This window comes from Streptomyces physcomitrii (genome assembly GCF_012273655.1).
GTDB classification, from domain to species: domain Bacteria; phylum Actinomycetota; class Actinomycetes; order Streptomycetales; family Streptomycetaceae; genus Streptomyces; species Streptomyces physcomitrii.
Genome location: NZ_JAAWWP010000003.1, coordinates 294,049 through 319,986, shown reverse-complemented (window position 1 = coordinate 319,986; position 25,938 = coordinate 294,049). Strand labels below are relative to the sequence as shown.

General features: G+C 74.4%; 22 protein-coding genes and 3 pseudogenes. 12 read left to right on the top strand and 13 right to left on the bottom strand.

All coding sequences use genetic code 11. From position 1 onward, the window contains the following. Positions 1-42 precede the first annotated feature (42 nt). The 5 genes from HFV08_RS07225 (at position 43) to HFV08_RS07205 (ending at position 4,853) form a co-directional block, all read left to right on the top strand. Positions 43-1,335 (top strand): M18 family aminopeptidase, encoded by a 1,293-nt coding sequence (locus HFV08_RS07225; protein WP_168536967.1) that lies wholly within the window; start codon positions 43-45, stop codon positions 1,333-1,335. 140 nt (positions 1,336-1,475) lie between these two features. Beyond that, positions 1,476-1,694: a DUF6458 family protein gene (locus tag HFV08_RS07220; protein WP_168536965.1), complete on the top strand. Its 219-nt coding sequence runs from the start codon at positions 1,476-1,478 to the stop codon at positions 1,692-1,694. 270 nt (positions 1,695-1,964) lie between these two features. Further along, positions 1,965-2,903: an NlpC/P60 family protein gene (locus tag HFV08_RS07215; protein WP_168536963.1), complete on the top strand. Its 939-nt coding sequence runs from the start codon at positions 1,965-1,967 to the stop codon at positions 2,901-2,903. 219 nt (positions 2,904-3,122) lie between these two features. Further along, on the top strand, positions 3,123-4,007 hold the full coding sequence (locus tag HFV08_RS07210; RefSeq protein WP_168536961.1) for a helix-turn-helix domain-containing protein: 885 nt from the start codon (positions 3,123-3,125) through the stop codon (positions 4,005-4,007). 66 nt (positions 4,008-4,073) lie between these two features. After that, the gene (locus HFV08_RS07205; RefSeq protein WP_168536959.1) at positions 4,074-4,853 is read left to right on the top strand and encodes an SDR family NAD(P)-dependent oxidoreductase; all 780 of its coding nucleotides are present in this window, start codon (positions 4,074-4,076) and stop codon (positions 4,851-4,853) included. A gap of 22 nt (positions 4,854-4,875) precedes the next feature. Here HFV08_RS07205 and HFV08_RS07200 read toward each other — a convergent pair whose 3' ends face one another. Continuing rightward, entirely contained in the window at positions 4,876-6,723 is a 1,848-nt protein-coding gene (locus HFV08_RS07200; RefSeq protein ID WP_168536957.1) for an NHL domain-containing thioredoxin family protein, read from the bottom strand. Beyond that, positions 6,720-7,127: a cupin domain-containing protein gene (locus HFV08_RS07195; protein WP_168536955.1), complete on the bottom strand. Its 408-nt coding sequence runs from the start codon at positions 7,125-7,127 to the stop codon at positions 6,720-6,722. The genes HFV08_RS07200 and HFV08_RS07195 overlap by 4 nt, the downstream gene beginning before the upstream one ends. 100 nt (positions 7,128-7,227) lie before the next feature. Here HFV08_RS07195 and HFV08_RS07190 point away from each other — a divergent pair, with 100 nt between their 5' ends. Further along, the gene (locus HFV08_RS07190) at positions 7,228-7,758 is read left to right on the top strand and encodes an LURP-one-related/scramblase family protein (RefSeq protein WP_168536953.1); all 531 of its coding nucleotides are present in this window, start codon (positions 7,228-7,230) and stop codon (positions 7,756-7,758) included. Positions 7,759-7,836: 78 nt separating this feature from the next. Here HFV08_RS07190 and HFV08_RS07185 read toward each other — a convergent pair whose 3' ends face one another. Then, positions 7,837-8,616 (bottom strand): carbon-nitrogen family hydrolase, encoded by a 780-nt coding sequence (locus tag HFV08_RS07185; protein ID WP_168536951.1) that lies wholly within the window; start codon positions 8,614-8,616, stop codon positions 7,837-7,839. 238 nt (positions 8,617-8,854) lie between these two features. Here HFV08_RS07185 and HFV08_RS07180 point away from each other — a divergent pair, with 238 nt between their 5' ends. Continuing rightward, entirely contained in the window at positions 8,855-9,679 is an 825-nt protein-coding gene (locus HFV08_RS07180; RefSeq protein ID WP_168536949.1) for a maleylpyruvate isomerase family mycothiol-dependent enzyme, read from the top strand. Between the two features lie 40 nt (positions 9,680-9,719). Here HFV08_RS07180 and HFV08_RS07175 read toward each other — a convergent pair whose 3' ends face one another. Together HFV08_RS07175 and HFV08_RS07170 are read right to left on the bottom strand one after the other, a co-directional pair. Next, positions 9,720-11,030 (bottom strand): MFS transporter, encoded by a 1,311-nt coding sequence (locus tag HFV08_RS07175; protein ID WP_168536947.1) that lies wholly within the window; start codon positions 11,028-11,030, stop codon positions 9,720-9,722. Next, on the bottom strand, positions 11,027-11,788 hold the full coding sequence (locus HFV08_RS07170; protein ID WP_168536945.1) for a GntR family transcriptional regulator: 762 nt from the start codon (positions 11,786-11,788) through the stop codon (positions 11,027-11,029). Before HFV08_RS07170 ends, HFV08_RS07175 begins: the two co-directional genes overlap by 4 nt. Positions 11,789-12,233: 445 nt before the next feature. Between HFV08_RS07170 and HFV08_RS07165 the strand changes: the two genes are divergently transcribed. Beyond that, positions 12,234-13,217, top strand: a complete 984-nt coding sequence (locus HFV08_RS07165) for a D-alanyl-D-alanine carboxypeptidase family protein (protein ID WP_312885448.1) — start codon at positions 12,234-12,236, stop codon at positions 13,215-13,217. A gap of 151 nt (positions 13,218-13,368) precedes the next feature. Here HFV08_RS07165 and HFV08_RS07160 read toward each other — a convergent pair whose 3' ends face one another. The 3 genes and pseudogenes from HFV08_RS07160 to HFV08_RS31455 all read right to left on the bottom strand — a co-directional run. After that, positions 13,369-14,625, bottom strand: coding sequence for a DUF1266 domain-containing protein (locus HFV08_RS07160; RefSeq protein ID WP_168536941.1), 1,257 nt, complete (start codon positions 14,623-14,625; stop codon positions 13,369-13,371). 196 nt (positions 14,626-14,821) lie between these two features. Further along, a complete protein-coding gene (locus tag HFV08_RS07155; RefSeq protein ID WP_168537209.1) occupies positions 14,822-15,913 on the bottom strand; it encodes a sensor histidine kinase in 1,092 nt (363 codons plus the stop codon). Positions 15,914-16,310: 397 nt separating this feature from the next. After that, a pseudogene (locus HFV08_RS31455) lies at positions 16,311-16,988 on the bottom strand (response regulator); the annotation flags it as partial. Positions 16,989-17,528: 540 nt separating this feature from the next. Here HFV08_RS31455 and HFV08_RS07145 point away from each other — a divergent pair. The 3 genes and pseudogenes from HFV08_RS07145 to HFV08_RS07140 form a co-directional block, all read left to right on the top strand. Beyond that, a pseudogene (locus HFV08_RS07145) lies at positions 17,529-18,212 on the top strand (glycosyltransferase family 2 protein); the annotation flags it as partial. 302 nt (positions 18,213-18,514) lie between these two features. Then, positions 18,515-19,150: a TIGR04282 family arsenosugar biosynthesis glycosyltransferase gene (locus HFV08_RS32300; RefSeq protein WP_312885446.1), complete on the top strand. Its 636-nt coding sequence runs from the start codon at positions 18,515-18,517 to the stop codon at positions 19,148-19,150. Then, on the top strand, positions 19,147-19,863 hold the full coding sequence (locus HFV08_RS07140; RefSeq protein WP_312885444.1) for a class I SAM-dependent methyltransferase: 717 nt from the start codon (positions 19,147-19,149) through the stop codon (positions 19,861-19,863). The genes HFV08_RS32300 and HFV08_RS07140 overlap by 4 nt, the downstream gene beginning before the upstream one ends. 205 nt (positions 19,864-20,068) lie before the next feature. On the opposite strand, the gene HFV08_RS07135 is transcribed toward HFV08_RS07140, so the two are convergent. Both HFV08_RS07135 and HFV08_RS31445 read right to left on the bottom strand, forming a co-directional pair. Beyond that, complete coding sequence (locus HFV08_RS07135) at positions 20,069-20,761, bottom strand: hypothetical protein (protein ID WP_376770574.1); 693 nt, start codon at positions 20,759-20,761, stop codon at positions 20,069-20,071. Beyond that, complete coding sequence (locus HFV08_RS31445; RefSeq protein WP_246341562.1) at positions 20,758-22,197, bottom strand: molybdopterin-dependent oxidoreductase; 1,440 nt, start codon at positions 22,195-22,197, stop codon at positions 20,758-20,760. The genes HFV08_RS07135 and HFV08_RS31445 overlap by 4 nt, the downstream gene beginning before the upstream one ends. Before the next feature lie 527 nt (positions 22,198-22,724). Between HFV08_RS31445 and HFV08_RS07125 the strand changes: the two genes are divergently transcribed. After that, positions 22,725-24,053: a hypothetical protein gene (locus HFV08_RS07125; RefSeq protein WP_168537203.1), complete on the top strand. Its 1,329-nt coding sequence runs from the start codon at positions 22,725-22,727 to the stop codon at positions 24,051-24,053. Between the two features lie 34 nt (positions 24,054-24,087). Here HFV08_RS07125 and crcB (HFV08_RS07120) read toward each other — a convergent pair whose 3' ends face one another. The 3 genes and pseudogenes from crcB (HFV08_RS07120) to crcB (HFV08_RS31435) all read right to left on the bottom strand — a co-directional run bounded on the left by crcB (HFV08_RS07120) (position 24,088) and on the right by crcB (HFV08_RS31435) (position 25,792). Beyond that, complete coding sequence (gene crcB, locus HFV08_RS07120; protein ID WP_168536935.1) at positions 24,088-24,462, bottom strand: fluoride efflux transporter CrcB; 375 nt, start codon at positions 24,460-24,462, stop codon at positions 24,088-24,090. Between the two features lie 293 nt (positions 24,463-24,755). Next, positions 24,756-25,106, bottom strand: a pseudogene (locus tag HFV08_RS31440) (DUF190 domain-containing protein); the annotation flags it as partial. A gap of 233 nt (positions 25,107-25,339) precedes the next feature. Next, the gene (gene crcB, locus HFV08_RS31435) at positions 25,340-25,792 is read right to left on the bottom strand and encodes a fluoride efflux transporter CrcB (RefSeq protein WP_312885443.1); all 453 of its coding nucleotides are present in this window, start codon (positions 25,790-25,792) and stop codon (positions 25,340-25,342) included. Positions 25,793-25,938 lie beyond the last annotated feature (146 nt).

The following is a 25,938-nucleotide window of genomic DNA, read 5'->3' as shown; positions in this document are numbered from 1 at the left end:
CTTCCCCCGGACCGCGCAGGCGTACGTAGCTAAGGTGAACCCATGAGCACACCCCCCCGCTTCGACCGCGGCCACACCGACGACCTGATGTCCTTCCTGGCCACGAGCCCCACGCCGTACCACGCGGTGGCGAACGCCGCGGAGCGCCTGGAGAAGGCCGGATTCCGTCAGGTCGCCGAGACCGACGCCTGGGAGGGCGGCACCGGCGGCCGCTACGTCCTGCGCGGCGGCGCGCTCATCGCCTGGTTCGTGCCCGAGGGCGCCGAGCCGCACACGCCCTTCCGGATCGTCGGCGCGCACACCGACTCCCCCAACCTGCGGATCAAACCCCTCCCCGACACCTCCGCGCACGGCTGGCGCCAGGTCGCCGTCGAGGTCTACGGGGGCCCGCTGCTCAACTCCTGGCTGGACCGCGACCTCGGCCTCGCCGGACGGCTCTCGCTGCGGGACGGGGCCAGCCGCCTGGTCAACGTCGACCGCGCCCTGCTGCGCGTCCCCCAGCTCGCCATCCACCTCGACCGCGCGGTCGGCACCGACGGCCTCCAGCTCGACAAGCAGCGCCACGTGCAGCCCGTCTGGGGACTCGGCGAGGCGCACGAGGGCGACCTGATCCGCTTCCTGGAGCAGGAGTACGGACTCGCCGAGGGCGAGGTCACCGGCTGGGACCTGATGACCCACTCCATCGAGCCGCCCGCCTACCTCGGCCGGGACCGCGAACTGGTCGCCGGCCCCCGGATGGACAACCTGCTCTCCGTGCACGCGGGCACCGCCGCGCTGGCCGCCGCGAGCAGCTCGGGCTCGCTGCGCCACATCCCGGTGCTCGCCGCCTTCGACCACGAGGAGAGCGGCTCGCAGTCCGACACCGGCGCCGACGGCCCGCTGCTCGGCTCGGTCCTGGAGCGCAGCATCTTCGCCCGCGGCGGCGGCCTGGAGGACCGCGCCCGCGCCTTCGCCGGTACGGTCTGCCTCTCCTCCGACACCGGCCACGCGGTGCACCCGAACTACGCCGAGCGCCACGACCCGACGCACCACCCCCGGGCGGGCGGCGGCCCCATCCTCAAGGTCAACGTCAACAACCGCTACGCCACCGACGGCAGCGGCCGGGCGGTGTTCGCCGCGGCCTGCGAGAAGGCCGGGGTGCCCTTCCAGTCCTTCGTCTCCAACAACTCCATGCCCTGCGGCACCACCATCGGCCCGATCACCGCGGCCCGGCACGGCATCAGGACGGTGGACATCGGCGTCGCGATCCTGTCCATGCACAGCGCCCGCGAGCTGTGCGCGGCCGAGGACCCCTCGCTGCTCACCAGCGCCCTGGTCGCCTTCCTGGACGGCTGAGCGGCGGCGGCCCGGCCCCCGCGCGCGGCGGCTCCGTCCGCCCCTCGTGCATGGCCTGACGCCCTGCGGGTACCCGCAGCAGAGCCGAACGACCATCCATACGGAACGAACACTCCGTACGCACGAGGGAGTTGAGACATATGGGCCTGGGCGGATCGATTCTGCTGATCGCCGTGGGGGCCATTCTCGCCTTCGCCACCGACTGGGACATTGACGGTGCGAATGTGAACCTCATCGGGGTGATCCTGATGGCGGCCGGTCTGCTCGGGGTCGCCGCGTTCACCAGCATCTACAAGCGGCGCCGGGCCGTCGTGCCGCAGGCCACGGTCGTCGAGGACCGCCACCAGAACCCCCTGTGAGCCCGGCGCCGAAGAGCCCCGGCCGGCTCCCGGAGCCCCCCGCGGTGTCCCGTCACGTCCCAGCGGACCCGCGCGCACGTCCCGTCCCTCGCCCACCGGCCTGACGTCCCAGCAGGTCAGCGCGGTGCGGCCGGAATCCACGTCCCATCGGGGGCCCGGGCGCCGCGCGGGCCCCCTCGGGCGGCGCAGGATGAGTCCCGTCGAGCGGGCCACCCGGTACGGCGCCATCCGGCGCGGTGCGGGCGGCCCCCTGATCGAGGGGAGAGAGGCATGCAGGACCACGGGGGCACGTCCCACGGGCATGGCGCACTCCGCAGGCGACTGACCCGCAAGGTGCTGCCCGCGCTCGCCGCGGGCGGGATCACCGTCGCGGGGCTCTCGGGGCTCTCGGCCGCGGCCGGTGCCGCGGAACCCGGCCACGCGGCCGTGGACGTCCAAGGCCGCGCGGCGGGCACCACGGCGCTCTCGGCCGCGGACGTCCGACAGGGCGCCGCCGGGGCCGAGTTCCCGACCTGGGGGACCGGCTGGGTGGTGCACGCCGAGGCGGACACGGGCTCGGCGGCCGTCGGCACGCTCAACAAGACGACGCCCGGGGCCGACCGGATCACCGCGGACTACCAGGTGGACACCGGGCGCAAAGTCTGCGAGGGCAGCGCCTGTTCGACCTACATGGCGCATCTCACCGCACCCGTCGAGGGCTTCCTCAGCGTGGTCGCGGTGGACATCCCGCAGGACTCGCTGCCGGGCGTGCCGGTCAAGGGCGGCGAGACCCCGCCGCAGCAGCCCGGCGGCACCCGCGCCGAGGCCCTGCAGCGCGCCGCCACCTGGCTCACCGCCAACAACGGTGCCCAAGTCCCGTACAGCCAGACCGACTTCTGGACCGACGGCTACCGCCAGGACTGCTCCGGCTATGTCTCGATGGCGCTGGGCCTGGGCGCGCCCGGACCGAACACCGTGGGCCTGACCAGCCCCGAGATCACCACGCCCATCGCGGTGGCCGACCTGCGCCCCGGTGACCTGCTCATCGACGCGGACGGCGACAGCAACACCCGGCACGTCGTGATGTTCGAGAAGTGGGACGACGAGGCGCACACCTCCTACACCGCCTACGAGCAGCGCGGCGGCCACGGCACCGACCACCGTTCGCTGACCTACGGACTGAACGACACGGTGTTCAAGCCCTACCGGCCGCTGAAGTACACCGACTGAGCGGTCCTTCCACCAGCGGCGTCCGGTACCCCACGACCGGACGCTCCACGAGGCGGACCCGGACCGGCGCACGGGACAGGCGAGCGAGCTGCCACGGGGGGCCGCTCGGTCGCCAGTCACCCGCCCGGTCCGGGCCACCGCCCGAATCGTGTGAGTAGGGGCACCTTCGCCACCCGGGAGCGGAGGTGCCCCTCGCATGTACGCTCCGGCTGTGCTCAAATGCCGTCCGTGCATGGGAACCAGAAGCGCCCCGACAACCCGCGCCGCAAGCCGCTCGCCCCATTGCCCGAGCAACTCACCGGGCCGGTACGCGACTTCGTGACGGCGCTGCGCCACATGCACGGCGAACTGGGCCTGAGCCTCTCGGACCTGGAGAGCCGGCTGCCGGCCAGCCGCTCCTCGCTCTCCCGCTATCTGCGCGGCCAGTCGCTGCCCGACGAACGCCTCCTGGTGCAGTGGTGCAAGCTCTCCTTCACCGGCGAGGACCGCCTCCCCGAGCTGGTACGGCTGCTGCATCTGGCCGTGGACGCCGCGGGGGCACAGGAGTTGGCGGGGGAGGCCCGGCAGGGACCGGGCGGGCCGGACGGTGCGGACCGCGCCGAGGCCGCGGACGGGGACCCGGCGGGCGGGCCCGAGCGGAGCGGTCCGCGCCGCGGGAAGCGGTTGGCCGTGCTCGCGGGCCTCGGTGTGCTGGTCGTGCTCGCCGGTTCCGCGGCCCTCGCCATGTCGCTCGGCCAGGACTCCTCCGCCGGCGGCGAGGACGGGCGGAAGAGCAGTGCGACCGAGGTGGTCACCGTCCACAACATCGACCAGAACTGCACCCGGGAGCACGCCCGGGAGCGCGCCCGCGAGTGCCGCCTCGGCCTCGCCCTGGACCCGTACGCGCCCTACCGGCCCTCCAATATCGGCGGCCATGTCTGGCACGGCGACCGGCTGACCGCCGACTGCCGGATCGCCAACGGGGTGACCGTCACCGACGAGGTCGGCGGCCACAGCAGCGTCTGGTACCGGGTCCGGCAGAAGGAGCACACGCTCTGGCTGCCGGGGATCCGGCTGGCCCACGACCGGCTCCAGTACTCCTCGCTGCGCAACTGCCCGGACTGAGCCCGGCCGGTCGACTCAAGTGCCCGTACAGCGCGTTGACTCCCCCTTACTCCCCCAAGGTGATCCATGCCCGCCACCCCCGCCGCCCGCCGCGTCCTCGTCAGCGGGGCCTCCCGGGGCCTCGGCCGCGCCCTCGCCCAGGCCTTCGCCGCCCGGGGCGACCGGGTCGCCGTGCACTACGCGAGCCGCCCCGAGCAGGCCCGCGCCACCCTCGACTCGCTCGCGGCCCCCGCGGAAGGGGCCCATGTCCTGGTCGGCGGCGACCTCTCGGTGCCGGAGGGCGCCGAGCGCGTCGCGGCCGAGGCGGCGGACGGCCTCGGCGGGCTCGACGTGCTGGTCAACAACGCGGCGGCGAGCACCCCGGCGCACCCGCCCGCCGAGACCTCCTACGCCGACTGGGTCGCCGCCTGGCAGCAGCAGGTGAACGTCAACCTGCTCGCCACCGCGCACCTCAGCCACCTCGCCGCCCAGCGCATGATCGCGCAGGGCTCCGGCGGGCGGATCGTCAACATCGGCTCCCGGGGGGCCTTCCGGGGCGAGCCCGAGCACCCCGCCTACGGCGCCACCAAGGCCGCGGTGCACGCCCTCGGGCAGTCCCTGGCGGTCGCCCTCGCCCCGCACGGCATCGGGGTGGCCTCCGTCGCGCCCGGCTTCTTCGCCACCGAGCGTGTCGCGGACCGGCTCAGCGGCGCCTCCGGCGAGATGATCCGCGCCCAGTCGCCGTTCGGCCGGGTCGCCGAGCCCGAGGAGGTCGCCGCGGCGGTGCTCTGGCTGGCCTCGCCGGAGGCCCAGTGGGCCTCCGGCACCGTCCTCGACCTCAACGGGGCTTCCTACCTGCGGACTTGACCGCCCGCACGGCCGGGCCGCCTCAGCCTTCCGCGACCCCCGCCCCCTCCTCGTCCATCCCCGCGAGCACCAGCGGCAGCCGGGTCGCGCCGCCCGCGGTGACGGTGACCGGCACACCCCAGTCCTGCTGGTGCACATGGCAGGCCGGGTAGGTGTTGGCCGGGTCGTCGTCGCAGGAGGCGGCCATCGCGGAGACGTGCAGGACGCCCTCGGTCAGCTCCGGGTTGAGCTCCAGGGTGCGGGCCAGGTCGGTGCCGGGGCCCTCGCCGCCGAGGAGGAGCTCCGGCGGGGTGGCGGAGACCAGCAGGCGGGTGGAGGGGCCGTAGCGGGTGTCGAGCTTCTGGCCCGCGGGGGCCTGGAAGACGATGTCCAGGGCGAGGCTGCCCGGCGCGACCTCGGTGGCGGCGCGCTGCGTGCGGTGGGCGACGGACTCCACCCGTACCGCCTCCTCGGGCAGCCGCAGCCGGGTCAGCCGGTGCCGGGCCGACTCCACCACCACGATGTCCCCGCCGACCAGGACCGCGTCCGAGGGCTCCCGCAAGTCCGTTGCCAGCGTGGTGACTTCGCCGGTCGCGGGGTCGTAGCGGCGCAGCGCGTGGTTGTAGGTGTCGCTGACGGCGACCGAGCCGTCCGGCAGCGCGGTGACCCCGAGCGGGTGCTGGAGCAGCGCCTGCTCCGCCGCCCCGTCGCGGTGGCCGAAGTCGAAGAGGCCGGTGCCGACCGCGGTGTGCACGGCGCCGCCGGTGTCCACCCAGCGCAGCGCGGAGGTCTCGGAGTCGGCGAGCCAGAGCCGGTCCCCGGCCGCGGCGAGCCCGGAGGGCTGCGCGAACCAGGCCTGCTCCCCGGGGCCGTCGAGCAGCCCCTCGTTGGTGGTGCCCGCCGCCACCTCGACCCGCCCGGCGGCCGGGTCGTACGTCCACAGCTGGTGCACGCCCGCCATGGCGATCCACACCTTGCCGCCGAAGAGCGCCACGTCCCAGGGCGAGGAGAGGGCGACCTCGCGGGCCGGGCCGCTGACCGGCGAGCCCTGCCACCACTGCCTGCCGGTGCCCGCGAGGGTGCGCACCCGCCCGGAGTCCAGGTCGAGGGCGCGCAGCGCGTGGTTGACGGTGTCCGCGACGACCACGGTGGAGTCGTCGAGCAGCGCGAGCCCCTGCGGCTCGCTGAAGGAGGCGGCGGCGGGCTCCCCGTCGGTGCGGCCGCGCTGCCCGGAGCCGATCCGGCGCACCACCCGCTCCCCGTCCGGGGCCAGCTCGACCAGCTGGTGCCGGGTGGTGTCGGAGACCAGGAGGTTCCCCGAGGGGAGCAGCAGCGCCTTGCCGGGGAAGCGCAGATCGGTGGCGACCGGCTCCGGCGGTACGTAGGGGCCGTCGCCGCGCCGCAGGGTGCCCTTGGCGGCGTGCTCGGCCTCCAGCTCCGCGACCAGCCGGACCAGCGCGTGGGCGTGGCCCTCGCCCGCGTGCTGGGCGACGACATAGCCCTCCGGGTCGACCACCACCAGGGTCGGCCAGGCCCGGACCGCGTACTGCTTCCAGGTCGTGAGCCCCGGGTCGTCGAGGACCGGGTGCTCGACCCCGTAGCGCTCGACGGCGTCCACCACGGCCGCGTGCTCGGCCTCGTGCACGAACTTCGGCGAGTGCACCCCGATGATCACCACGGTGTCCCGGTGCTTCTCCTCCAGCTCGCGCAGCTCGTCCAGGACGTGCAGGCAGTTGATGCAGCAGAAGGTCCAGAAGTCGAGGATCACGATGCGCCCGCGCAGCCCGGCGAGGCTCAGCTCCCTGCCGCCGGTATTGAGCCAGCCGCCCTCACCGGTCAGCTCGGGGGCGCGGACACGGGGGCGGCGGGGGGCCGGGGGCACGTCGTTCATGGTTCCAGGGTGCCATCCCCCAGCTCCCCGCCCGGGCCCGGCGCCGGCACCCGGTAGCCGGGCACCGAGGGCCAGCGCACGGTGAGCACCACCGAGGCCTCCTCGGCGTACCAGGAGTGGTCGACGCCCTTGCCCCAGACCACGTACTCGCCCTGTTCGGCCAGGGTCACCGCGCGGCCCGGGAACTCCATCCGGAAGCGCCCGGAGATCAGTACCAGCAGGGCGGTGCGCTCCTCGCCGCGCACCCAGGCGGCGCGGGTGTCGCCGGGCGGGTGGACGCCCCATTTGATCTCCACGGCCTCGCTGTGCCGGGGGTCGCCGGGGTCCTTGAAGTGCCCGAGCAGCCAGCCGCGGTCGAGCGCCGCGTCCGGGCCCGCCCGGCCCACGTAGACCTCGTCCGCCATCAGCCGTCCTCGCCCGCCATGACTCGTCCTCCCTGGGCCGTGAGGCTAACAAGCGGGCCGCACCCGCGTGATCCGCCCGCCCCCGGGGAAGCCGTCCAGCATGCGGAACTCCCCCGGGGACCACACTCCCCGCTCAGGCAAGTACCTCGTACGCGACCGGCTCCTCGGCATCGGGGAGGACTACTGGATCGAGGACGAGCACGGCGCCAAGGTCTTCCTCGTCGACGGCAAGGCGATGCGGCTGCGGGACACCTTCGAGCTGAAGGACACCGGCGGCAACGTCCTCATCGACATCCACCAGAAGATGTTCGCGCTGCGCGACACCATGGTGATCTCCCGGGACGGCGAGGACCTCGCCACCATCAAGCGCAAGCGCCTGTCCCTGCTGCGCAACCACTACCGCGTCAGCCTCGCCGACGGCACCGAACTCGACGTCAGCGGCAAGATCCTGGACCGCGAGTTCGCCGTCGAGTACGACGGCGAACTCCTCGCGGACATCTCCCGCCGCTGGCTGCGCGTGCGGGAGACCTACGGCGTCGAGGTGGTACGCGAGGACGCCGACCCGGCGCTGCTCATCGCCGTCGCGGTCTGTGTGATCCATCTCGCGGACAAGGAACGCGACGAGGACTAGGGGACCGGCGGACGGGTGGCCGCCGGCCGGAACCGGCGGCCGCTCGGAAGCCCGAACCGGCCGCCGCCCGGGGCCCCTTCAGCGGCCGAGGACCCGGTCCTTCAGCGCCGGGAACTCCTCGCGGGTGGCGGCGACCCGGGCCGGGTCCAGGTCCACGGTGAGCACCTGCTGGCCGTGGCCCGCCTCCGCGAGCACCGCGCCCCAGGGGTCGACGGCGATGCTGTGCCCGGCCTGCGGCACCCCGGCGTGCGTACCGGCCGAGCCGACGGCCAGGACGTACGCCTGGTTCTCGACGGCGCGGGCCTGGGCGAGCAGGGTCCAGTGGGCGCGGCGGCGCTCGGGCCAGCCCGCGGGGACCACCAGGAGTTCGGCGCCCGCGTCGACCAGGCCCCGGAACAGCTCGGGGAAGCGCAGGTCGTAGCAGGTGGCCAGGCCGAGCGTGGTGCCGGGCAGCGCAACCGTGACCAGCTCCGTGCCCGCGCCCATCAGGACCGCCTCGCCCCGGTCGAAGCCGAAGCGGTGCATCTTGCGGTAGGAGGCGGCGAGTTCGCCGTCCGGGCCGAAGACCAGCGAGGTGTTGTAGAGGGTGCCGTCCTCGGCGCGCTCCGGGATCGACCCGGCGTGCAGCCACACCCCGGTCTTCCGCGCGGATTCGGCCATCAGCTCGTAGGTGGGCCCGCGCAGCGGCTCGGCCTCCGCGGCGAAGCGCTCGAAGGCGAAGGCGCCGGTGGTCCACAGCTCGGGGAGGATCACCAGATCCGCCCCCGCTTGCTCCTGTACCAGCGAACTCGCCCTGTCACGAAGGGAATCCACCGGTTCGTCGCCGTCTGGTCCGATCTGGAGGAGGGAAGCGCGCACAGTACCACCGTCCTGGCGTTGGGGTCGTCGTTACGGCCTACGATCGTCATCCGAAAGCACTGCCGGGGTGCCTTCGGGCAGCGTACTGTCTGTAGCGGGGGAGCCCCCGGCCTTCCACGACCGAAAACAGTCGGCACCGCTCCACCGCGGTCGGCCTCCGCGCGGGTCCGCCGCCCGGCCGACACCGTCCGACCAGCAACCGCCGGCCACCGTACGTCCGCCACGCCCGAGGGGTCTCGTGAGTCTCCATCCCAGCCTTCAGCCCTATGCCGATGCCTGGACCCACGCCGCAGAAGCGATATCCCAGCTGGTGACGCCGCTGCCCGACCGGGAGTGGAACCGGGCGACCCCCTGCCGCGGCTGGTCGGTGCGGGACGTCGTCTCCCATGTGATCGGCATGGAGTGCGAGGCGCTCGGCGACCCCCGCCCCATCCACACCCTGCCGCGCGACCTCTACCACGTGAAGACCGAGCCGCAGCGGTACATGGAGGTCCAGGTCGACGTCCGGCGGCACCACACCGCCCCGGAGATGACCGCGGAGCTGGAGTACACGATCATCCGCCGCTCGCGCCAGCTGCGCAACGAGTACCGGGAGCCCGACACCGAGATCCGCGGACTCCTCGGCCGGAACCAGACCCTCCACGACCACCTGCGCAGCCGGGTCTTCGACACCTGGGTCCACGAACAGGACCTGCGCGCCGCGCTCGCGACCCCCGGCGACCTCGACTCCCCGGGCTCCGCCGTCGTACGGGACATGATCCTCGACGAGCTGCCGAAGATCGTCGCCAAGCGGGCCGGGGCGGCGCCCGGTTCGGCGGTCGTCTTCGACGTCGGCGGCCCCGTCGAGTTCCTGCGCACCGTACGGGTCGACGCGAACGGCCGGGGCACCATCGACGGCTCCCCCTCGCTCGGCCCCGCCCTGACCCTCAGCCTGGACTGGGAGACCTTCTACCGGCTCGCCTGCGGCCGCGTCACCCCGGAGTCCGCCGCCGGGGAGATCAAGGCCGAGGGCGACCAGGAACTCGCGGACGCGGTGCTCCGGGAGATCGTGATCACCTTCTGAACGGCCGCTCCCCGTACGGCTCCCCCGCGGGGTACGGCTCTCACACGGGGACGTGCACCGTCTCCACCCGGCTCGCGACCAGCCGCTCGTCCTCGCGGCGGGCGGCCCGGCCGCGCAGCCGCAGGATCTGGCTGAGGCCGAGGGCCTGGAGGACGAAGAGGGCGCAGAAGGCCAGGCGGTAGTTGTCGCCGGTGAGGTCGAGGAGCACACCGACCAGGAAGAGCGTCGTCATCGAGGCGACGAAGCCGCCCATGTTGACGATCCCGGAGGCGGTGCCCTGGCGCTCCGGCGGGTTGGCCGGGCGGGAGAAGTCGAAGCCGATCATGGAGGCCGGTCCGCAGGCGCCGAGGGCCGCGCACAGCACGATCAGCAGCCACAGCGGGGCGTGCGTCCCCGGCCAGGCCAGAACGGCCGCCCACAGCAGGGCACTTGAGGCCACCGTGCCGAGCGCGATCGGCATCCGGGCGTTCTGGTGCCGGGCGATCACCTGCCCGTAGACCAGGCCGACGGCCATGTTGGAGAGCACGACCAGGGTGAGCAGAGTGCCCGCGCCGCCGCGGGACATGCCCTGCGCCTCGACCAGGAACGGCAGCCCCCACAGGAGCAGGAAGAACATCGCCGGGAACTGCGTGGTGAAGTGCACCCAGAGGCCGAGCCGGGTGCCGGGTTCCCGCCAGGAGGCGGCGATCTGGCGGCGTACGAAGGCGGCGCCCCGGTGGCTCGCCGGTTCCGGCGCGAAGCCCTCGGGGTGGTCGCGCAGGAAGAGCAGCAGCAGGACCAGGACGAGCACCCCGCACAGGGCGCTGCCCGCGAAGGCGGTGGTCCAGCCGAGGCCGTGCAGCAGCCGGGCGAGCACCAGGGTGGAGACCAGATTGCCCGCCATGCCCACCAGACCGGCGAGTTGGGCGACTAGCGGCCCGCGCCGGGCCGGGAACCAGCGGGTGCCGAGCCGCAGCACGCTGATGAAGGTCAGCGCGTCCCCGCAGCCGAGCAGCGCCCGCGAGGCCAGCGCGGAGCCGTACGAGGTGGAGAAGGCGAAGCCGAGCTGGCCGAGGGTGAACAGGACCACGCCCATGGTCAGCACGCGCTTGGTGCCGAGCCGGTCGACGAGCAGGCCCACCGGTATCTGCATGCCCGCGTAGACGAGCAGTTGCAGGATGGAGAAGGTGGACAGGGCGGAGGCGTTGACGTCGAAGCGGTCGGCGGCGTCCAGGCCGGCGACGCCGAGCGAGGTGCGGAAGATGACGGCGACGAAGTAGACGGAGACGCCGATGGACCAGACGGCGATCGCACGGCGCCCGCCCGGGGGATCGCCCGGCAGCAGCGGCGCGGCCGCCTCGCGGGTGCTCACCGGGCCTCACCCCGGGCCAGATGCGAGAACCAGCTGACGTGCCGGTGCACCAGGTCCTCGGCGAGCGGGGCGTCCTCGGCGCGCAGGGCGGCGAGGATCTCGGCGTGCTCGGCGATGTTCTTGGCGATGCGGTCCGGGTGCGAGTGCATCACGGCGATGCCCATCCGCAGCTGCCGGTCGCGGAGTTGGTCGTAGAGCCGGGAGAGGATGTCGTTGCCCAGGTTGCGCACGATCTCGGCGTGGAAGCAGCGGTCGGTGACGGCGGTGGCGGCCAGATCGCCCGCGGCGGCCTGCGCCTTCTGCCGCTCCAGGAGTTCCGCCAGGCGCGCGAGCAGGGCCGGCGGGGCGGGGACGGCTTTGCGCACCGCGTGCGTCTCGACGAGCTGCCGGGTCTCGACGACGTCGGTGATCTCCTGCGCGGAGACCGGGAGCACCATCGCCCCCTTCTTCGGGTACAGCTTGAGCAGCCCCTCGACCTCCAGCTTGAGCAGCGCCTCCCGCACCGGGGTGCGCGAGACCCCGGTCGCCTCGGCCAGCTCGCCCTCGGTGAGCAGGGTGCCGCCCTCGTAACGCCGTTCCAGTACCGCGTGCTTGACGTGCCGGTAGACCCGCTCGGCGGCGGGGGGCTGTTTGCCGGGGGCGTGCGCGGCGGCGGTCGGGCCGGGGCTCGCGGTGGCGGAGCCGGTGGCGGAATCGGCCGTGGGATCGGTGGCGGAATCGGTGGTGGTCAGGGCGGTCTCGGCGGGCGCGGCAGGCATGCGCACAGCTTAGATGCAACAGGTATCCGAGGGCTCCGGCGTTTCGCCATGCGGACAGCGGAAAGACGCCGTACGGATCGCCGCGCGGCCGGGAGGTCCCCGTCCGCGGGTGTGGTCCGGTGCGGCAATGCGGTTCCGATTTCGGCAGGTTGGAGGGGGAGGGCGGACCGGGCCGCCGGGACCGCGTATCCTCCGGTTGCCCCGTTTCGTCATGCGGATCACAGGCGCCCCGTCCGGGATCGCCGTGGTCGCGGGCGAACCGCTCACCGACGGCCGAGCGGACGCGGGCACCCATACCAGACATTCCGCCTTGTTCCAGACCTCACCTTTCGACATCCCGACAGAACCTCTCAGGCACAGAACTTCTCAGGTAGAGCGAACCATTCGGTCCTTCGATCCCACCGGAGCGTTCACCTTGACCAGCGAATCAACGGGGGTACGCGCTGTGAGCGCACGTCTTCGCCTCACCGGCGCCCGCACGACCGCGGGCATCGCCCTGACCACCGGCCTCGTCCTCGCGGGCGGCGCCCTGGCCGCGCCCGCCCAGGCGGCACCGGTCCAGGCCGGACCGGTCCAGGCCGCACCGGCCGCCGCCAAGGCCCCGACGGTCGGCGCCAAGGGCGCCTATCTGCTGGACAACGCCAACGGCAAGAGCCTGTTCAGCAAGGCCGGTGACACCCGCCGCCAGATGGCGAGCACCACCAAGATCATGACGGTCAGCGTCGTCCTCGACACCAAGGGCGTCGACCTCAACCGCAAGGTCACCGTCAAGCAGGCCTACCGCGACTACGTCGCCAAGATGGGCGCCAGCACCGCCGACCTGCGCACCGGCGACAAGCTCACCGTGCGCCAGCTCCTCTACGCGACGATGCTGCCCTCCGGCTGCGACGCCGCCATGGCGCTCGCCGACACCTTCGGCAGCGGCACGACCACCGCCGCGCGCACGAAGTCCTTCATCTCCAAGATGAACGCCAAGGCCAAGGAACTCGGCCTGAAGAACACCGCCTTCGACTCCTTCGACGGCAACTCCCCCAAGGGCAAGACCTATTCGAGCCCCAAGGACCTGGCGAACCTCACCCGCCACGCCCTGAAGAAGACCGACTTCCGCACCGTCGTGAAGTCCACCCAGACCGTCCAGAAGGCCCCCGCCGCGAACGGCGGCACCCGGACCTACACCTGGTACAACACCAATAAGCTGCTCGGCTCCTACAAGGGCACGATCGGCGTCAAGACCGGCACCAACACCCCGGCCGGACCCTGCCTCGTCTTCGCGGGCACCCGCGGCTCCAAGACCGTGGTCGGCGTCCTCCTGAACGACTCCGCCGACCGCTTCAAGGACGCGGGCAAGCTCATGGACCACGCCTTCGGCACCAAGACTGCGAAGAACATGACCCTCCGCAAGCTCCCGGCCTCGGCCCAGCGCGACTGAGACACGGCGGCACAACAGCCGTAGCAGCACCGCGAGAAGGGCCCGCCGCGATGGTCGCGGGGGGCCCTTTGGTGTGGGGCATGCGGCAGTTGGAAGACCGTCCGGTTCGCCTCGGCCTCGGAGGTCGGAGGCCGGAGCGTCGGGCCCGGGCCTACCGGAACGGGATGTTGCGCCAGGGGCTCGCCTCTTCGGTCATCAGGATCCGGTGGGCCTCGGCCATCTCCTCGTACCAGGAGCCGAATTCCTCCTCGTCGAAGTGGAGGCAGCGCCCGAGGATGTATCCGGCCGAGAAGTCCGGCCAGGAGCGGTAGGCGAGGGCGGCGCTCCGGCCCGCCTGGACCACCGCGCGCTCCGCCTCCTCCAGGGTGCCGAACCGGGCGCCGAGACCCCACCTCGCCATCTTCGAGGCCCGCCCGAGGTCCCAGGCCTCCACGGAGGTGACGTACCGGTTCGCGGCGAGGATGCCGTCGGCCCGCATCCGCGCCTCGTAGCGGGTGATGCGTCCGATCAGCCGCTGCACGCCCTCGATACGGGCCGCCGTCTCGGACTCGGGCCGGGGCTCGATCCGGGTGACGCCCTCGGCGGTCAGCTCCGTCGCCTCGCCCGCGTTGCGGCGCATCACGATCTCCACCGACTGCCGCCAGTACGCCGGGTCGACGTGCCCGCCGAAGTCGCGGGCGATGGTACGGCGCAGCCCGAGCGCGAACTCCCATACCGCGCTGTGCGCCTCGCAGTCGAGCAACTGCCTGAGCACGCTGAGCCATTGCTCCCGGGTGGTGATGCCCCACCACTCCTTGAGCCGCTGCCGCTCGCCCGGGTATCCGGTGCCGTGCCAGGCCATGGCGTTCCACAGCGAGCCGTTGCTGACGCAGAGCAGCGCCCCGCAGGCGAGCCCGTGCGCGACCGGTCCGCGCAGCGCGCCGCCCACGTTCAGGGCCCGCAGCTGTCCCGCGAAGCGCGGCATCCCGGCACGTTCACCGGCGCCCGCCCACAGCGCGTGGTGCGGCGGCACGGTCGGCAGCACCGCCTCGCAGGGGCTGCCCGGGTTGACCACGAAGCTCGTCACCGCCTGCGGCACCAGCCAGGAGGGCTGCGCGAACCAGCGCAGCGGCTCCCAGTCGAAGAACTGCCCCGGCACCGGCGGCGGCAGCATCCCCTCCGTGTACAGGTGCAGCCAGCGGTTCCTGCCCCACGGGTCGCGCCGGAAGGCCGGGTGGACGGAATCCTGCTCGTCCGCCTTGTCCGGCCGTATCTCGAAGAAGAGCTTCGCCCGCGCGAGTACGTCGAAGTACCCGGGCCAGTCGCCGCGGCTCCGCGCCTCGTACAGGGCGTGCTCCACGGGCGTCGGGGCGGTCCAGGGAGCGGGGTGCCCCGGGGCGGGACGGGCAGGCGGCGGGGCGAAGTTCATGAACGGGCTCAACTCGGGTTCGGCCGTGCACAGGAAGGCACGCGGTGACGGGCGCTTCAGTATCGCTCGCGGGGTGGAGGGGGGTCGAGGTGGTCCGGGGCTGATGCACTGAGGGCGCGGCGGTGCCGGGTGGAGTGGCGTTCGGTGAAGTCGGGTGTGCGGCACGGTGGTTCGGGCGCCGTGGGCCTCTTCGGGGTCAGGCCTCCGCCACCGGCAGGGTCACCTCGAAGCAGCAGCCGCCGGTGACGTTGCGGACGGCGGCCTGGCCGCGGTGGGCCTCGACGATGCCGCGGACGATGGCGAGGCCCAGGCCGGCGCCGGGCGGGGTGCGGGAGGCGGTGCCGCGCCAGCCGGTGTCGAAGACGCGGGGCAGGTCCTCCTCGGGGATGCCGCCGCAGCCGTCGATGACCGCGAGGACGACGCCCCCGGGGGAGCGTTCGGCGGTCACGGCGACGGTGCCGTCGGCGGGGGTGCGGCGGATCGCGTTGAGGAGCAGATTGCCGAGGACGCGGCTCATCTCCTTGCCGTCGACCTCCACCGGCAGCGCGGCCACCCGGTCGCCGACCAGCCGTACCCCGTGCTCGCGCGCCACCGCGTCGGCGCCCGCGAGCGCGTCGCCGACCAGGTCGTAGACGCTCATCCGGGACGGGGTCAGCTCCATCGCCCCGGCGTGTATACGGGAGAGTTCGAAGAGGTCGCCGACCATCGAGTCGAGGTGTTCGACCTCGGTGCGCATCCGGCGCAGATAGCGGTCGGGCTCGGCCGCCACCCCGTCCTCCAGGGCCTCCGCCATGGCGCGCAGGCCCGCGAGCGGGGTCCGCAGATCGTGCGAGATCCAGGCGACCAGCTCGCGGCGGGCGGCCTCCAGGGCGCGCTCGCGGCTGCGGGACTCGGCCAGTTTGCTGCTGGTGGCCTCCAACTCGCGGGACAGCGCGGCCAGTTCGGCGGTCGCCGGTTCGCCGGGGGCGTCGAAGCTGCCGCCCTCGCCGAAGGTACGGGTGGCCAGGGTGAGCGCCCGGCTGCGGGCCACCACCCACCGGCCGAGCAGCAGCGCGGTGGCCAGCGAGACCACCGCGGCCATCGCCACCACCGTGGTGACCACCGTCAGATCGTGCGCCGAGAGGAACATCGCCCAGGCCACCGCCAGCGTGCCCGCGAGCATCGCGGTGACCGCGACCGCCGAGACCACTGTCAGCGAGACGGTCAGCGAACGGTGCCGCAGCAGCACCAGCGCCCCCGCTCCGAGCAGGCCCGCGGCGGCGGCCCCGAGAAAGGCGAGCAGGGCCATGGCGAGTACGTCGTGCACGGGATCAGACCTCGGGATCTGGGCGGGGGAGGCGGGGAGCGGGTGCAGGAGTGGGTGCGGAGGCGGGGGCGGGTGCGGAAGTGGGGGCGGGTGTGGGTGTGGGGGTGGGGGGCCGAGGAACAAGGGGCCCTGGAGCGGTGGTTCGAGGAACTCCGGTCCTTGGAGCGGCTGTCCCGGGATCGGCGCTCCTGGGATCCCCGGTCCCGGAACTGCCGGTCCTGGGATCATCAGCCCCAGAACCACCGATCCCGGAACCGTCGGCGGTCCTGGGATTGTCAGTCCCAGGACCACCGATCCCAGAACCGCCGGTCCACGGACCGCCGACTCTCTCACCGCCCGGGTCGCCCGCAGGGTCGCCCGGCGAGCCACCCTCCGGCTCACCCCCCGCTTCGAGGCGATAGCCCACCCCCCACACCGTCTGGATCAGCCGGGGCCGGGCCGGGTCGTCCTCGATCTTGGCGCGCAGGCGGCGGACGTGGACCGTGACCGTGGACAGGTCGCCGAAGTCCCAGCCCCAGACCTCGCGCATCAGCTCCTCGCGTCCGAAGGCCCGGCCCGGGTGCCGCAGGAAGAAGACCAGCAGGTCGAACTCCCGCACGGTGAGGGCGAGTTCGGTGCCGTTCTTGGCGGCCCGGTGTGCGGCGGGTTCGGCCCGCAGCGCGCCGGCCCGCAGGGTCTCCGGCACCGGCTCCCGCGCCGCGGCGGCCCGGCTGCGGCGCAGGACGGAGGTGACGCGCAGGACGAGTTCGCGCGGGCTGAAGGGCTTGGTGACGTAGTCGTCGGCGCCGACCTCCAGACCGAGGATGCGGTCCTCCTCGTCGCCGCGCGCGGTCAGCATGATCACCGGGACCGGGCCCTCGGCGCGCAGGCGGCGGCAGACCTCAAGACCGTCCATGCCGGGCAGCATCAGATCGAGCACCACCAGGTCGGGGCGGCGTACGGCGGCCCGGGCGAGCGCGGCGGGCCCGTCCGCCACCCGGTCCACGCCGAACCCGGCCCGCTCCAGGTACCCGGCCACCACCTCGGCCACGGTCGGATCGTCGTCCACGACGAGCACATGCCCCGCGGAGGCGGCGGACGGCTCCCCGGGGCCGGGTGCTGCCGCGGCGGACGGCTCCCCGGGCCCCGGTGCTCCCGCGGCGGAGACTCCGGCGGCCGACCCGCCCCTGGACGGATCACCCGCCGGACCGCCTCCATACGTACCGCCAGGCGGTACGCCCCCGGACGTACCGTCAGCCGGTTCGCTTCCGTACGTATCCCCCGCCGGTCCGCCCCCGGACCCACCCCTCACCGGTCCACCCCAGGACCCACCACTCGCCGGTCCGTCCGCGGATCCACCGCCCGCCGGTCCGCCCCCGGACCCACCCCCCGCCGGACGGCTCCCGGACGCCCGCGTCCCCCCAATGGCCGAACCGGCCCCCTCGGCCGCGGGCGGTTCCGGATCTGCTGAGTGCTGCATGTGGCAAGCCTCCCACCGGGCCCGCGTACGGGGGGTGGTGTGGAGGGCGGCGGGATCGGACGTCCGCGTTTCGTAAGAAGCTGACGTCCGCGTTTCGTAAGCAGTTCGCTTCCATTTTGCCCGGAATGTCTCCGTAGGCTGAGACGCGTGACTGCCTCCTCCCCACTCCCGCGCGCCGACCTGGTGCTCCCGTGTCTCGACGAGGCCGAGGCCCTGCCCTGGGTGCTCGGCCGCGTACCCGCGGGCTGGCGGGCGATCGTCGTGGACAACGGCTCGACCGACGGCAGCGACCGGATCGCGCGCTCGCTCGGCGCCACCGTGGTGTACGAGCCGCGGCGCGGCTTCGGCTCCGCCTGCCACGCCGGGCTGCTCGCGGCCGAGGCCGAGTACGTCTGCTTCTGCGACTGCGACGCCTCGCTGGACCCCGCCCTCCTCGCCCCCTTCGTACGGCTGCTCGCGCGGGGCGGGGCCGACCTGGTGCTCGGCCGCAGGCGGGCCCGCGGCCGGGGCGCCTGGCCCGCGCACGCCCGCGCGGGGAACCTGGCGCTCGCCCGGATGCTGCGCCGGCGCACCGGCCTGGCCCTGCACGACCTCGGCCCGCTGCGCGCCGCCCGCCGCGCCGAACTGCTCGGCCTCGGCCTCACCGACCGGCGCAGCGGCTATCCGCTGGAGATGGTGGTACGCGCCGCCGACGAGGGCTGGCGGGTGGCGGAGCACGACGTGCCGTACCTGCCGCGCAGCGGGAAGTCGAAGGTGACCGGGACCTGGCGCGGCACCTGGCAGGCGGTACGGGACATGCGCGGCGTACTGGCCGCACCCCCGCGCCCGGGCACCGCCCCGGCCCGCGACCGGGAGCAGTTCGGTGACCGGGAGCGATTCGGTGACCGGGAGCGATTCGGCGACCGGGAGCGGTTCGCCGATCAGGACCGGCTCGACGAGGGGGACCGGATCGACGGCCCGGAGCCGATCGACGGGCGGGAGCCGATCGACGGGCGGGACCGGATCGACGGGCGGGAGCGGCGGCCCGATGAACCCGATGAACCCGGTGAACCCGGTGAACCCGGTGAACCCGGTGAACGGGAATCGCGGGAGGCGTCGCGGGTGCGGGGCGAGGTGAGGGGACGGTGAGTGCCGCCACGCTGCTCGTGCTCGCCAAGGAGCCCCGGCCGGGGCGGGTGAAGACCCGTCTGGTGCCGCCGTTCAGCCATGAGGAGGCGGCCCGGCTCGCCGAGGCCGCGCTCGCGGACACCCTGCACACCGTGCTGGCGCTGCCCGCCGCCCGCCGCGTCCTCGTCCTCGACGGCGCCCCCGGGCCCTGGCTGCCGCCCGGCTTCGAGGTGTGGCCGCAGTGCCCGGGCGGGCTCGACGCCCGCCTCGCCGCGGCCTTCGCCGCCGTCGAGGGGCCCGCCCTCCTGGTCGGCATGGACACCCCGCAGCTCACCGCCCGGCATCTCGCCCCCGCGCTGGCGCCGGACGCCTGGACGGACACCGGGGCCTGGTTCGGGCCCGCCGAGGACGGCGGCTTCTGGGCGCTCGGCCTCGCCGCGCCCGACCCCGCCCTGCTGCGCGGCGTCCCGATGTCCACCCCGCACACCGGCGCCTACCAGCGGGCCCGGCTGACCGGCGCGGGCCTCAGGGTGCGGGACCTGCCGGTGCTGCGGGACGTGGACACCGCCGCCGACGCCACCGCCGTCGCCGCCGAGGCCCCCGGCAGCCGCTTCGCCGCCACCCTCGGGCGCCTCGCCGCGGGGGCGAGGTGAGTACGGCCCGGGAGGCGGCACCGCCCTGGTGTACGGCGCCCGGCGACCCGTACGCGCAGGCGCTGCGCGCGGGGCGCGGGCCGCTGTTCCTGCGCCGCCACGACGGCTGGCTGCTGCCGCTCGACGTGGAGCGCTGGTGCGCCACCGCGGACGAGGCCGACCTCGCCGCGCTCGGCCGGTGCGAGGGCGCCGTCCTCGACATCGGCTGCGGCCCCGGGCGGCTGGTCGCCGCGCTTGCCGGGCGCGGCAGGCGCACCCTCGGCATCGACATCAGCCAGGCCGCCGTCGCCCACACCCTCGCCCTCGGCGGCCAGGCCCTGCGCCGCTCGGTCTTCGCCCGGCTGCCCGGCGAGGGGCGCTGGGGCACGGTGCTCCTGCTCGACGGCAATATCGGCATCGGCGGCGACCCCCGCCGCCTGCTTCTGCGCTGCGCCCAACTCCTCGCCCCCGGTGGCCTGTTGATAGCGGAGACAGTGCCGGTCGATGTGGACGAGAGGCTGTGGGTACGGGTCGACGACGGCATGGGCCGCAGCAGCCCGCAGTTCCCCTGGGCCCGCCTCGGCACCGAGGCGCTGCTCCGGCACGCCCGCCCACCGCTGTGGCGCACGGCCGACCACTGGACCACCCCGGAACGGGAGTTCGTCGCCCTGCGCCGCAGTACGGGGGTGGCCCCGGCGGCGGCCATGGAGGCGGAGGCGCCGGGGCGGGGCTGAGCCCCTTCCGCCCCGGGGTGTGAACTTCCGGCGGTGGCAGTCGAGTTGGGGACCGCCGCCGGGGAGATGCGCGGTCGGGGCGGCCTCGGTGGCGTACGGCGGCCCGGAACCGTACGGCCCGGACCGCTCAATTCGCCGTTGCCCGGGGCCGGTTCGGTCCGCTGCGGTCGGGCGCCGGTTCATCTTGCCGTGTTCCGGCGCCCGTTCACTTCGCGGGAGTACGTGAACGGTGCCGGGCGCGGGCCTCCCGGAGCAGCGCCCAGGCCGCGGAGAGGGCGAAGAGCGCGGCCGTCACCGCGAGCCAGCGGGGCAGGAACACCTCGGGGGACAGGCCCGTGGCGCCCGCGTACTTGGCCGGGCGGCGGCGGGTGATGAGCGGCAGCCAGACGAGCAGCAGGAGCAGCGAGAGAGCGGCCGGCACCCGGAGGTGGTTCACCCGGCCCCGGCGGCGCCCCCGGAACAGGCTCCGCAGCGCCCGGTCGGCCAGCGCGTACAGCGGCAGCAGCACCAGGTCGTGCAGGAGCGCGGCCCCGGCGAACCACAGCAGTACGCCCCACCAGTCGTCCTCAAGGAGCCGTACCCCGGCGTAGCAGGCGAGCGCGAAGGAGGCGGCGAGCAGGAGGAGGGTGAGCGGCCCGGCGCCGACGAGGCGGGCCGCACGGCGGCGCAGGCCGTCGCGGGCGGTACCGCTCCGGGAGCGGTGGCCGCGGGCCGGCCGGCCGGCCGCGCGGTGGGGGCGGGGCGGGCGGTCCCCGGCGGGGGGCTTCTCGCCCTCGGGGCGGGAGGAGCCTTCGGGGGCGGAAGGGCGTTCGGGATCAGGGGAGTTGTCGGGGGCGGGGGAGTCTTCGGGGCCGGAGGAGTCGTCCGGGGCGGGGGAGTCTTCCGGGCGCGGGCTCACGTCAGGTCTCCGAAGGTCAGCCGGGCCACCCACTTGGTGTTCAGGACCCCGGGGGCGGCGGGGACGATCACGCGGGCCGGGAAGCCGTGGTCGGGGGTGAGGGGGGCGCCGTTGACGGCGAGGGCGAGCAGGGAGCGCGGGTCGGCGACCTGGTTGGCCCGCAGCGCCGCCCGGCGGAAGGCGCCGCGCGTCTGGAGGGACTCGACGAGCAGATCGGGCAGCGGTCCGTCCCGGTACCCGGCGAGCCCGGCGAGGTCCCGCAGCCGTACGCCGCGCCAATCCTGGTCCGGCGTCGACCAGCCCTCCACACAGGCGATCGGCAGCGCCGCCCCGTACTGGCGCATGGCGAGCAGGTCCGCGCGGCTCAGCCGGACCGTGCCCGCCCGGCCCTCGACGGCCAACCGCCAAGCCTCGCCGGTCTGCTGGACCCGGACGCCCACCGCGGCCATGGTCTTGTTGATCTGGAACCCGCCCGGTCCGCCGCCCGGTTCACCGCCGCCGTGCGGGGCGAAGAGCGCCGTCTCGCGCAGCGGGCCGCCGATGCTCTGCCCGACGGTCGTCACCACCAGCAGGGCCGACCCGGCGCCCACAACTCCCAGTGCCCCGCGCCTCGTCAGGGTCCCCGGGTCGGGATCGGGGGACCGCAGCTCGGCTCCGGTGGACGCCAACCCCGTAGCGGGGGCGAGCAGTTCGGCGTGGGCGCCGGCGCCATGGGGGGTGGGGCCGGCGTGGGTGCCGGCGTCGGTGCGGCTGCCGTCCTCGTCTTCGTCGCGCTCGCCGTCGCGGTGTGCGTCGCCCTTGTCGCGGGTCCCTCGCGTACGCAACTCGCCGCTCCGCAGGGTGCGCAGGGCCTGTGGGACGCGCAGGGCGGCGTGCAGGGCGAAGGCGGCGAAGAAGACCCAGGCGCCGTAGAAGTGCAGGGGGTAGAAGGAGCCGGGGAAGAGGTAGTCGAGCTGGATGTTGAGCACCCCGGTCGCGAACTGGAAGAGCACGCCGCCGACCAGGAGCAGCAGCGAGAGCCGTTCGGCGCCGTGCGCGAGCGAGCGCACCGGCGGCAGCGACCAGAGCCTCGGGACCACGGACCAGAGCTTGGCCAGGACCACGGGGATCAGGGCGAGGCCGAGGGTGACGTGTACGCCCTGGGTGAGGCGGTAGAGCCAGTGCGGGTCGGTCGGCCAGTCGAAGAGGTAGAAGCCGAGGACGCCCTTGTCCGGGGTCTTGTCGTTGACCGGCGAGAGGGAGGGGTTGTACGCGGCGTAGGACAGCAGACCTGTCACGAACACCACCAGGAGCCCGAACAGCAGGACGAGCCCGAGCACCGAGGTGAACCAGGGCCCGCGCAGGGGGCTGCGCCAGAAACCGGGCGAGGTGGGCAGCACCGGGTGCGCGGGTGGGCGGAGACGGCTGCCGGGGCGGCGACGCGGGGCGGTGCGCATGCCCCGAAGGTATGCCGTACCAGGGGCGCAGACGGGGACGCGGCGCATGACGAAACCCTGACGCCGCACCGGGGATCTGACAGTTGTGTGACGCCGCGGGGTCGCACCGCGGTATCCGCCCGCCCGGCGCCTAGCGTGCCCACGTGACCCGCGACGACCTCACCCCCTCCGGGGGCCTGCCCGGCGAGACGGGGAGCATCGGCTCCAGGACCGGCGAATCCGGGACCGGAGGTCCTGGGACTGCCGCTCCTGGGACTGCCGCTCCCGGGACTGCCGCTCCCGGGACCGGCGATCCCGGGACCGGTGAACCTGGGATCAGCAATCCCGGGATCGGGAAGACCGGCACCGGTGATCCCGGGAGCAGCAAGCCGGGGAGCGGCGATCCCAGGACCAGCGATCCCAGGACCAGTGATCCGGGGACCAGCAATCCCAGGACCAGCACTCCCACCACCACCAAGTCAGGCCCCCCGCCCCCACCACACCACCCCCACCCCCGCTTCCCCCGCTACCCCGCCCTCCGCCCCGATCTGCTCGCCGTGCTCTGCGCGCTGCTGCTGTTCGTGGCCGCCGCGGTCATCGGTACCGGGATCGAGGACCGCGAGGGGACGCTGCACGTCGGGTGGCCGCCGCTGTACGCGAACTGGGATCCGCACGGGGGCCCCGGCACCCCGGCCGCCCTCGCCGTCGCGGTGCTGGTGGTCGCCTTCGGCCCGTACCTCGCGCGCAGGCTGCCGTGGCGGGCGCTGCTCCTCACCGTCTGGCCGGCCGCGATGGCGTGGACCTGGTCGCTGGCGCTCGCCGACGGCTGGCGGCGCGGGGTGGCCCGGCGGCTGGCCACCAAGTACGAGTACCTGCGGTCCGTCGACCGCTTCGACGACATCGGCGCCACCCTGCGGGACTTCACCCGGCACATCCTCATCGACTCCCCGGACCACTGGCCCCCGCACACGGCCGGGCACCCGCCGGGCGCCACCCTCACCTTCGTCTACCTCGACCGGATCGGGCTCGGCGGCGGTGCCTGGGCGGCCGCCTTCGTGCTCACCGTGGGCACCTCGGCGGCGGTCGCCGTCCTGGTCGCGGTGCGGGCGCTGGCCGGGGAACGCCTCGCCCGCCGCGCCGCGCCCTTCCTGGTGCTGAGCCCCGCCGCGGTCTGGGCGGGGGTCTCCGCGGACGGCTACTTCGCCGCGGTCGCCGCCTGGGCGGTGGCCCTGCTCGCCCTCGCTGCCACCCGCCGGGAGCGGCCGGTACTCTCCCTGGCCTGCGGCTTCGGCGCGGGCCTGCTCTTCGGCCTGACCTGGTACCTCTCCTACGGACTCGTCCTGTTCGCCGCCTTCGCGGGCGCCGTGCTGCTGCTCACCCGCACCGCCCGCCCGCTGCCCGCCCTCCTCGCGGGCGCGCTCGTGGTCCCGCTCGCCTTCACCTTCGCGGGCTTCGCCTGGTGGGAGGCGTACGACCTCCTGGTCGACCGCTACTACCAGGGCGCGGGCGGTGTCCGGCCCTACGGCTACTGGGTCTGGGCCAACCTGGCCTGCACCACCCTGCTCCTCGGGGCGGCGGGCGTGGCGGGGCTGCGCCGGGTGCTCGCGGCGGCGCCCCGGACCCTGCGCGCGGTGCGCACCGGGCGCCTCGGTCCCCCCGAGCGGTTCACCGGCCTGGTGCTGACCGCCTTCCTGGTGCTGCTCGCCGCCGACCTGTCCGGCATGAGCAAGGCCGAGACCGAACGCATCTGGCTGCCCTTCGCCCTCTGGCTGCTGCCCGCCGCCGCCCTGCTCCCCCGCCCGGGCCGCCGCGCCTGGCTCGCCGCCCAGGCCCTGCTCGCCCTCGCCGTCAACCACCTGCTCCTGACCGGCTGGTGAGCCCCCGGGACGTGGGCCCTGGGACCGGGCCGCCTCACTCCCAGAACACCTCGCCGAGCGCCACCCCCGCGAACACCGCCGCGAGCCCGGCCACCAGCGTGCCGCCGACATTGGCGAGGGCGAGCAGCCGGGTACCGGGCCCGGCCAGCCGGAGGGTCTCGTAGGAGAAGGTCGAGTACGTGGTGAGGGCGCCGCACAGTCCGGTGCCGAGCAGCAGCGCGAGCCGGGAGGAGGCGGCGCCCGCGCTGACGGCGCCGGTCAGCAGGCCGAGGACGAGACTTCCGGCGACGTTGACGGTGAGGGTGCCCCACGGGAAGACGGAGTCGTGACGGGTCTGCACCGCACGGTCCGTCAGATGCCGCAGCGGCGCCCCGACCAGCGCGCCCGCGATCACCAGCAGCCAGTTCACGCGGGCGGCTCCGTGTCGTCGGCGGTGTCGGTGTCGGTTTCGTCGGCGGTGCCGGCCTCGTCGGCGTGTGCCCCGTGTGCTCCGTGGGCGCCTGGTGACCCTGACCCGTGGCCGCCGCGCCACCTGTGCGGTCTGTGCGACCTGCGCCCACTGTGCCAACCGTGCGCGCCGGTGCCGGGGGCTTCACCCGGCGTCTTCCGTGTCTCCGGCGTCCCCGGCGTCCCCGGCGTCCCCGGCGTCCCCGGCGTCCCCGGCGTCTCAGGTGTCGTGGGCGTCTCGGGTGTCAGTGGCGTCCCCTCTCCCTCCGCCGGGCCCGCCGCTCCCGCCCCGTCGAGTGCCACGATCTCGCAGGCGTCGAGTACGGCCGTGCCCTCCGGCACCAGGCCCCGCAGTCGCGGCAGGAACTCCCGTACCCGCTGCGCCGCGTCCACGATCACCACGGCCACCGGCAGGTCCTCGCTCAGCGAGAGGAGTCGCTGGGTGTGCACCAGGGACGAGGAGCCGAAGCCCTCGATGCCCCGGAAGACGCTGGCCCCGGCGAGCCCGGCCTGGTGCGCCCGGTGCACGATCTCCGCGTACAGCGGCCGGTGCCGGTACTGGTCGCTCTCCCCGACCAGCACCGTCAGCCGCAGCCCGGCCCGCACGGGCCAGTCCTCCCGCGTTCCGCTCGGCGCATCCCAGGCCTCCCTCCGCGTATCCCGGGCGTCCTGCGCGCCCCGCGCATCCGGTGCTTCCCGTACGCCCTGCCGTCCGTCGTCCGCCTCCGGTGTCATGGCGCTTCCTCCCGGTGTCGTGAGCCCTTGAGCCTCCGGTTCGCCACACCGCCCTTCCTCAAGCTTCCTCATGGCTGTTGCCTGTCCCTCCCGGCCGGTGCTCCTCATGCCGGTCTCGATGCCGGTCCCGGTCGTCCCCGGCCGCGCACCCGGGCCAGCAGGGCGCGGGTCAGCGCGGCGGCCGACCAGACCGCGAGCAGGGCCCCGGCCGGGGTGAGGGCGAGGGTCGCCAGGGCGAGGGGCAGGCGGTCCCGTTGCGTCAGGCGCTGGATGTCGGCGGCGTAGGTGGAGAAGGTGGTGAAGCCGCCGAGTACGCCGGTGCCGAGACAGGGGCGTACCAGCGGGTGCACCGAGCGGACCTCCGTGATGAGGGCCATCAGGATCCCCATCAGGGCGCAGCCGGTGACGTTGACGAGCAGTGTGGTCCACGGGAATCCGGCGGGCCCGGTCGGCCAGAGCAGCGCGGCCCCGTACCGCGCCGAGGCCCCGGCGGCCCCGCCCACGGCGACCACGAGCAGCACCGGCCCCTGCCCCCGCAGCCACGACCACCCGGCCACCCGCCCCCGCGCGGACCGCGGCCACACCCGGGCGAACCCCTGCCACCGGGCGAACCCCTGCCACCGGGCGGACTGCTGCCATGGGGCGGCCCGCTGCCGCCGAGCGGACCGCTGAGGCCGTACGGACACTTCTCGCCGTACGGAAT

What these genes read in the sequence shown, in the direction of transcription:
- HFV08_RS07225 (WP_168536967.1), top strand. Translation starts at nt 43, where the DNA reads ATGAGCACACCCCCCCGCTTCGACCGCGGCCACACCGACGACCTGATG.
- HFV08_RS07220 (WP_168536965.1), top strand. Translation starts at nt 1,476, where the DNA reads ATGGGCCTGGGCGGATCGATTCTGCTGATCGCCGTGGGGGCCATTCTC.
- HFV08_RS07215 (WP_168536963.1), top strand. Translation starts at nt 1,965, where the DNA reads ATGCAGGACCACGGGGGCACGTCCCACGGGCATGGCGCACTCCGCAGG.
- HFV08_RS07210 (WP_168536961.1), top strand. Translation starts at nt 3,123, where the DNA reads ATGCCGTCCGTGCATGGGAACCAGAAGCGCCCCGACAACCCGCGCCGC.
- HFV08_RS07205 (WP_168536959.1), top strand. Translation starts at nt 4,074, where the DNA reads ATGCCCGCCACCCCCGCCGCCCGCCGCGTCCTCGTCAGCGGGGCCTCC.
- HFV08_RS07200 (WP_168536957.1), bottom strand. Translation starts at nt 6,723, where the DNA reads ATGAACGACGTGCCCCCGGCCCCCCGCCGCCCCCGTGTCCGCGCCCCC.
- HFV08_RS07195 (WP_168536955.1), bottom strand. Translation starts at nt 7,127, where the DNA reads ATGGCGGACGAGGTCTACGTGGGCCGGGCGGGCCCGGACGCGGCGCTC.
- HFV08_RS07190 (WP_168536953.1), top strand. Translation starts at nt 7,228, where the DNA reads ATGCGGAACTCCCCCGGGGACCACACTCCCCGCTCAGGCAAGTACCTC.
- HFV08_RS07170 (WP_168536945.1), bottom strand. Translation starts at nt 11,788, where the DNA reads ATGCCTGCCGCGCCCGCCGAGACCGCCCTGACCACCACCGATTCCGCC.
- HFV08_RS07160 (WP_168536941.1), bottom strand. Translation starts at nt 14,625, where the DNA reads ATGAACTTCGCCCCGCCGCCTGCCCGTCCCGCCCCGGGGCACCCCGCT.
- HFV08_RS07155 (WP_168537209.1), bottom strand. Translation starts at nt 15,913, where the DNA reads ATGGCCCTGCTCGCCTTTCTCGGGGCCGCCGCCGCGGGCCTGCTCGGA.
- HFV08_RS31445 (WP_246341562.1), bottom strand. Translation starts at nt 22,197, where the DNA reads ATGCGCACCGCCCCGCGTCGCCGCCCCGGCAGCCGTCTCCGCCCACCC.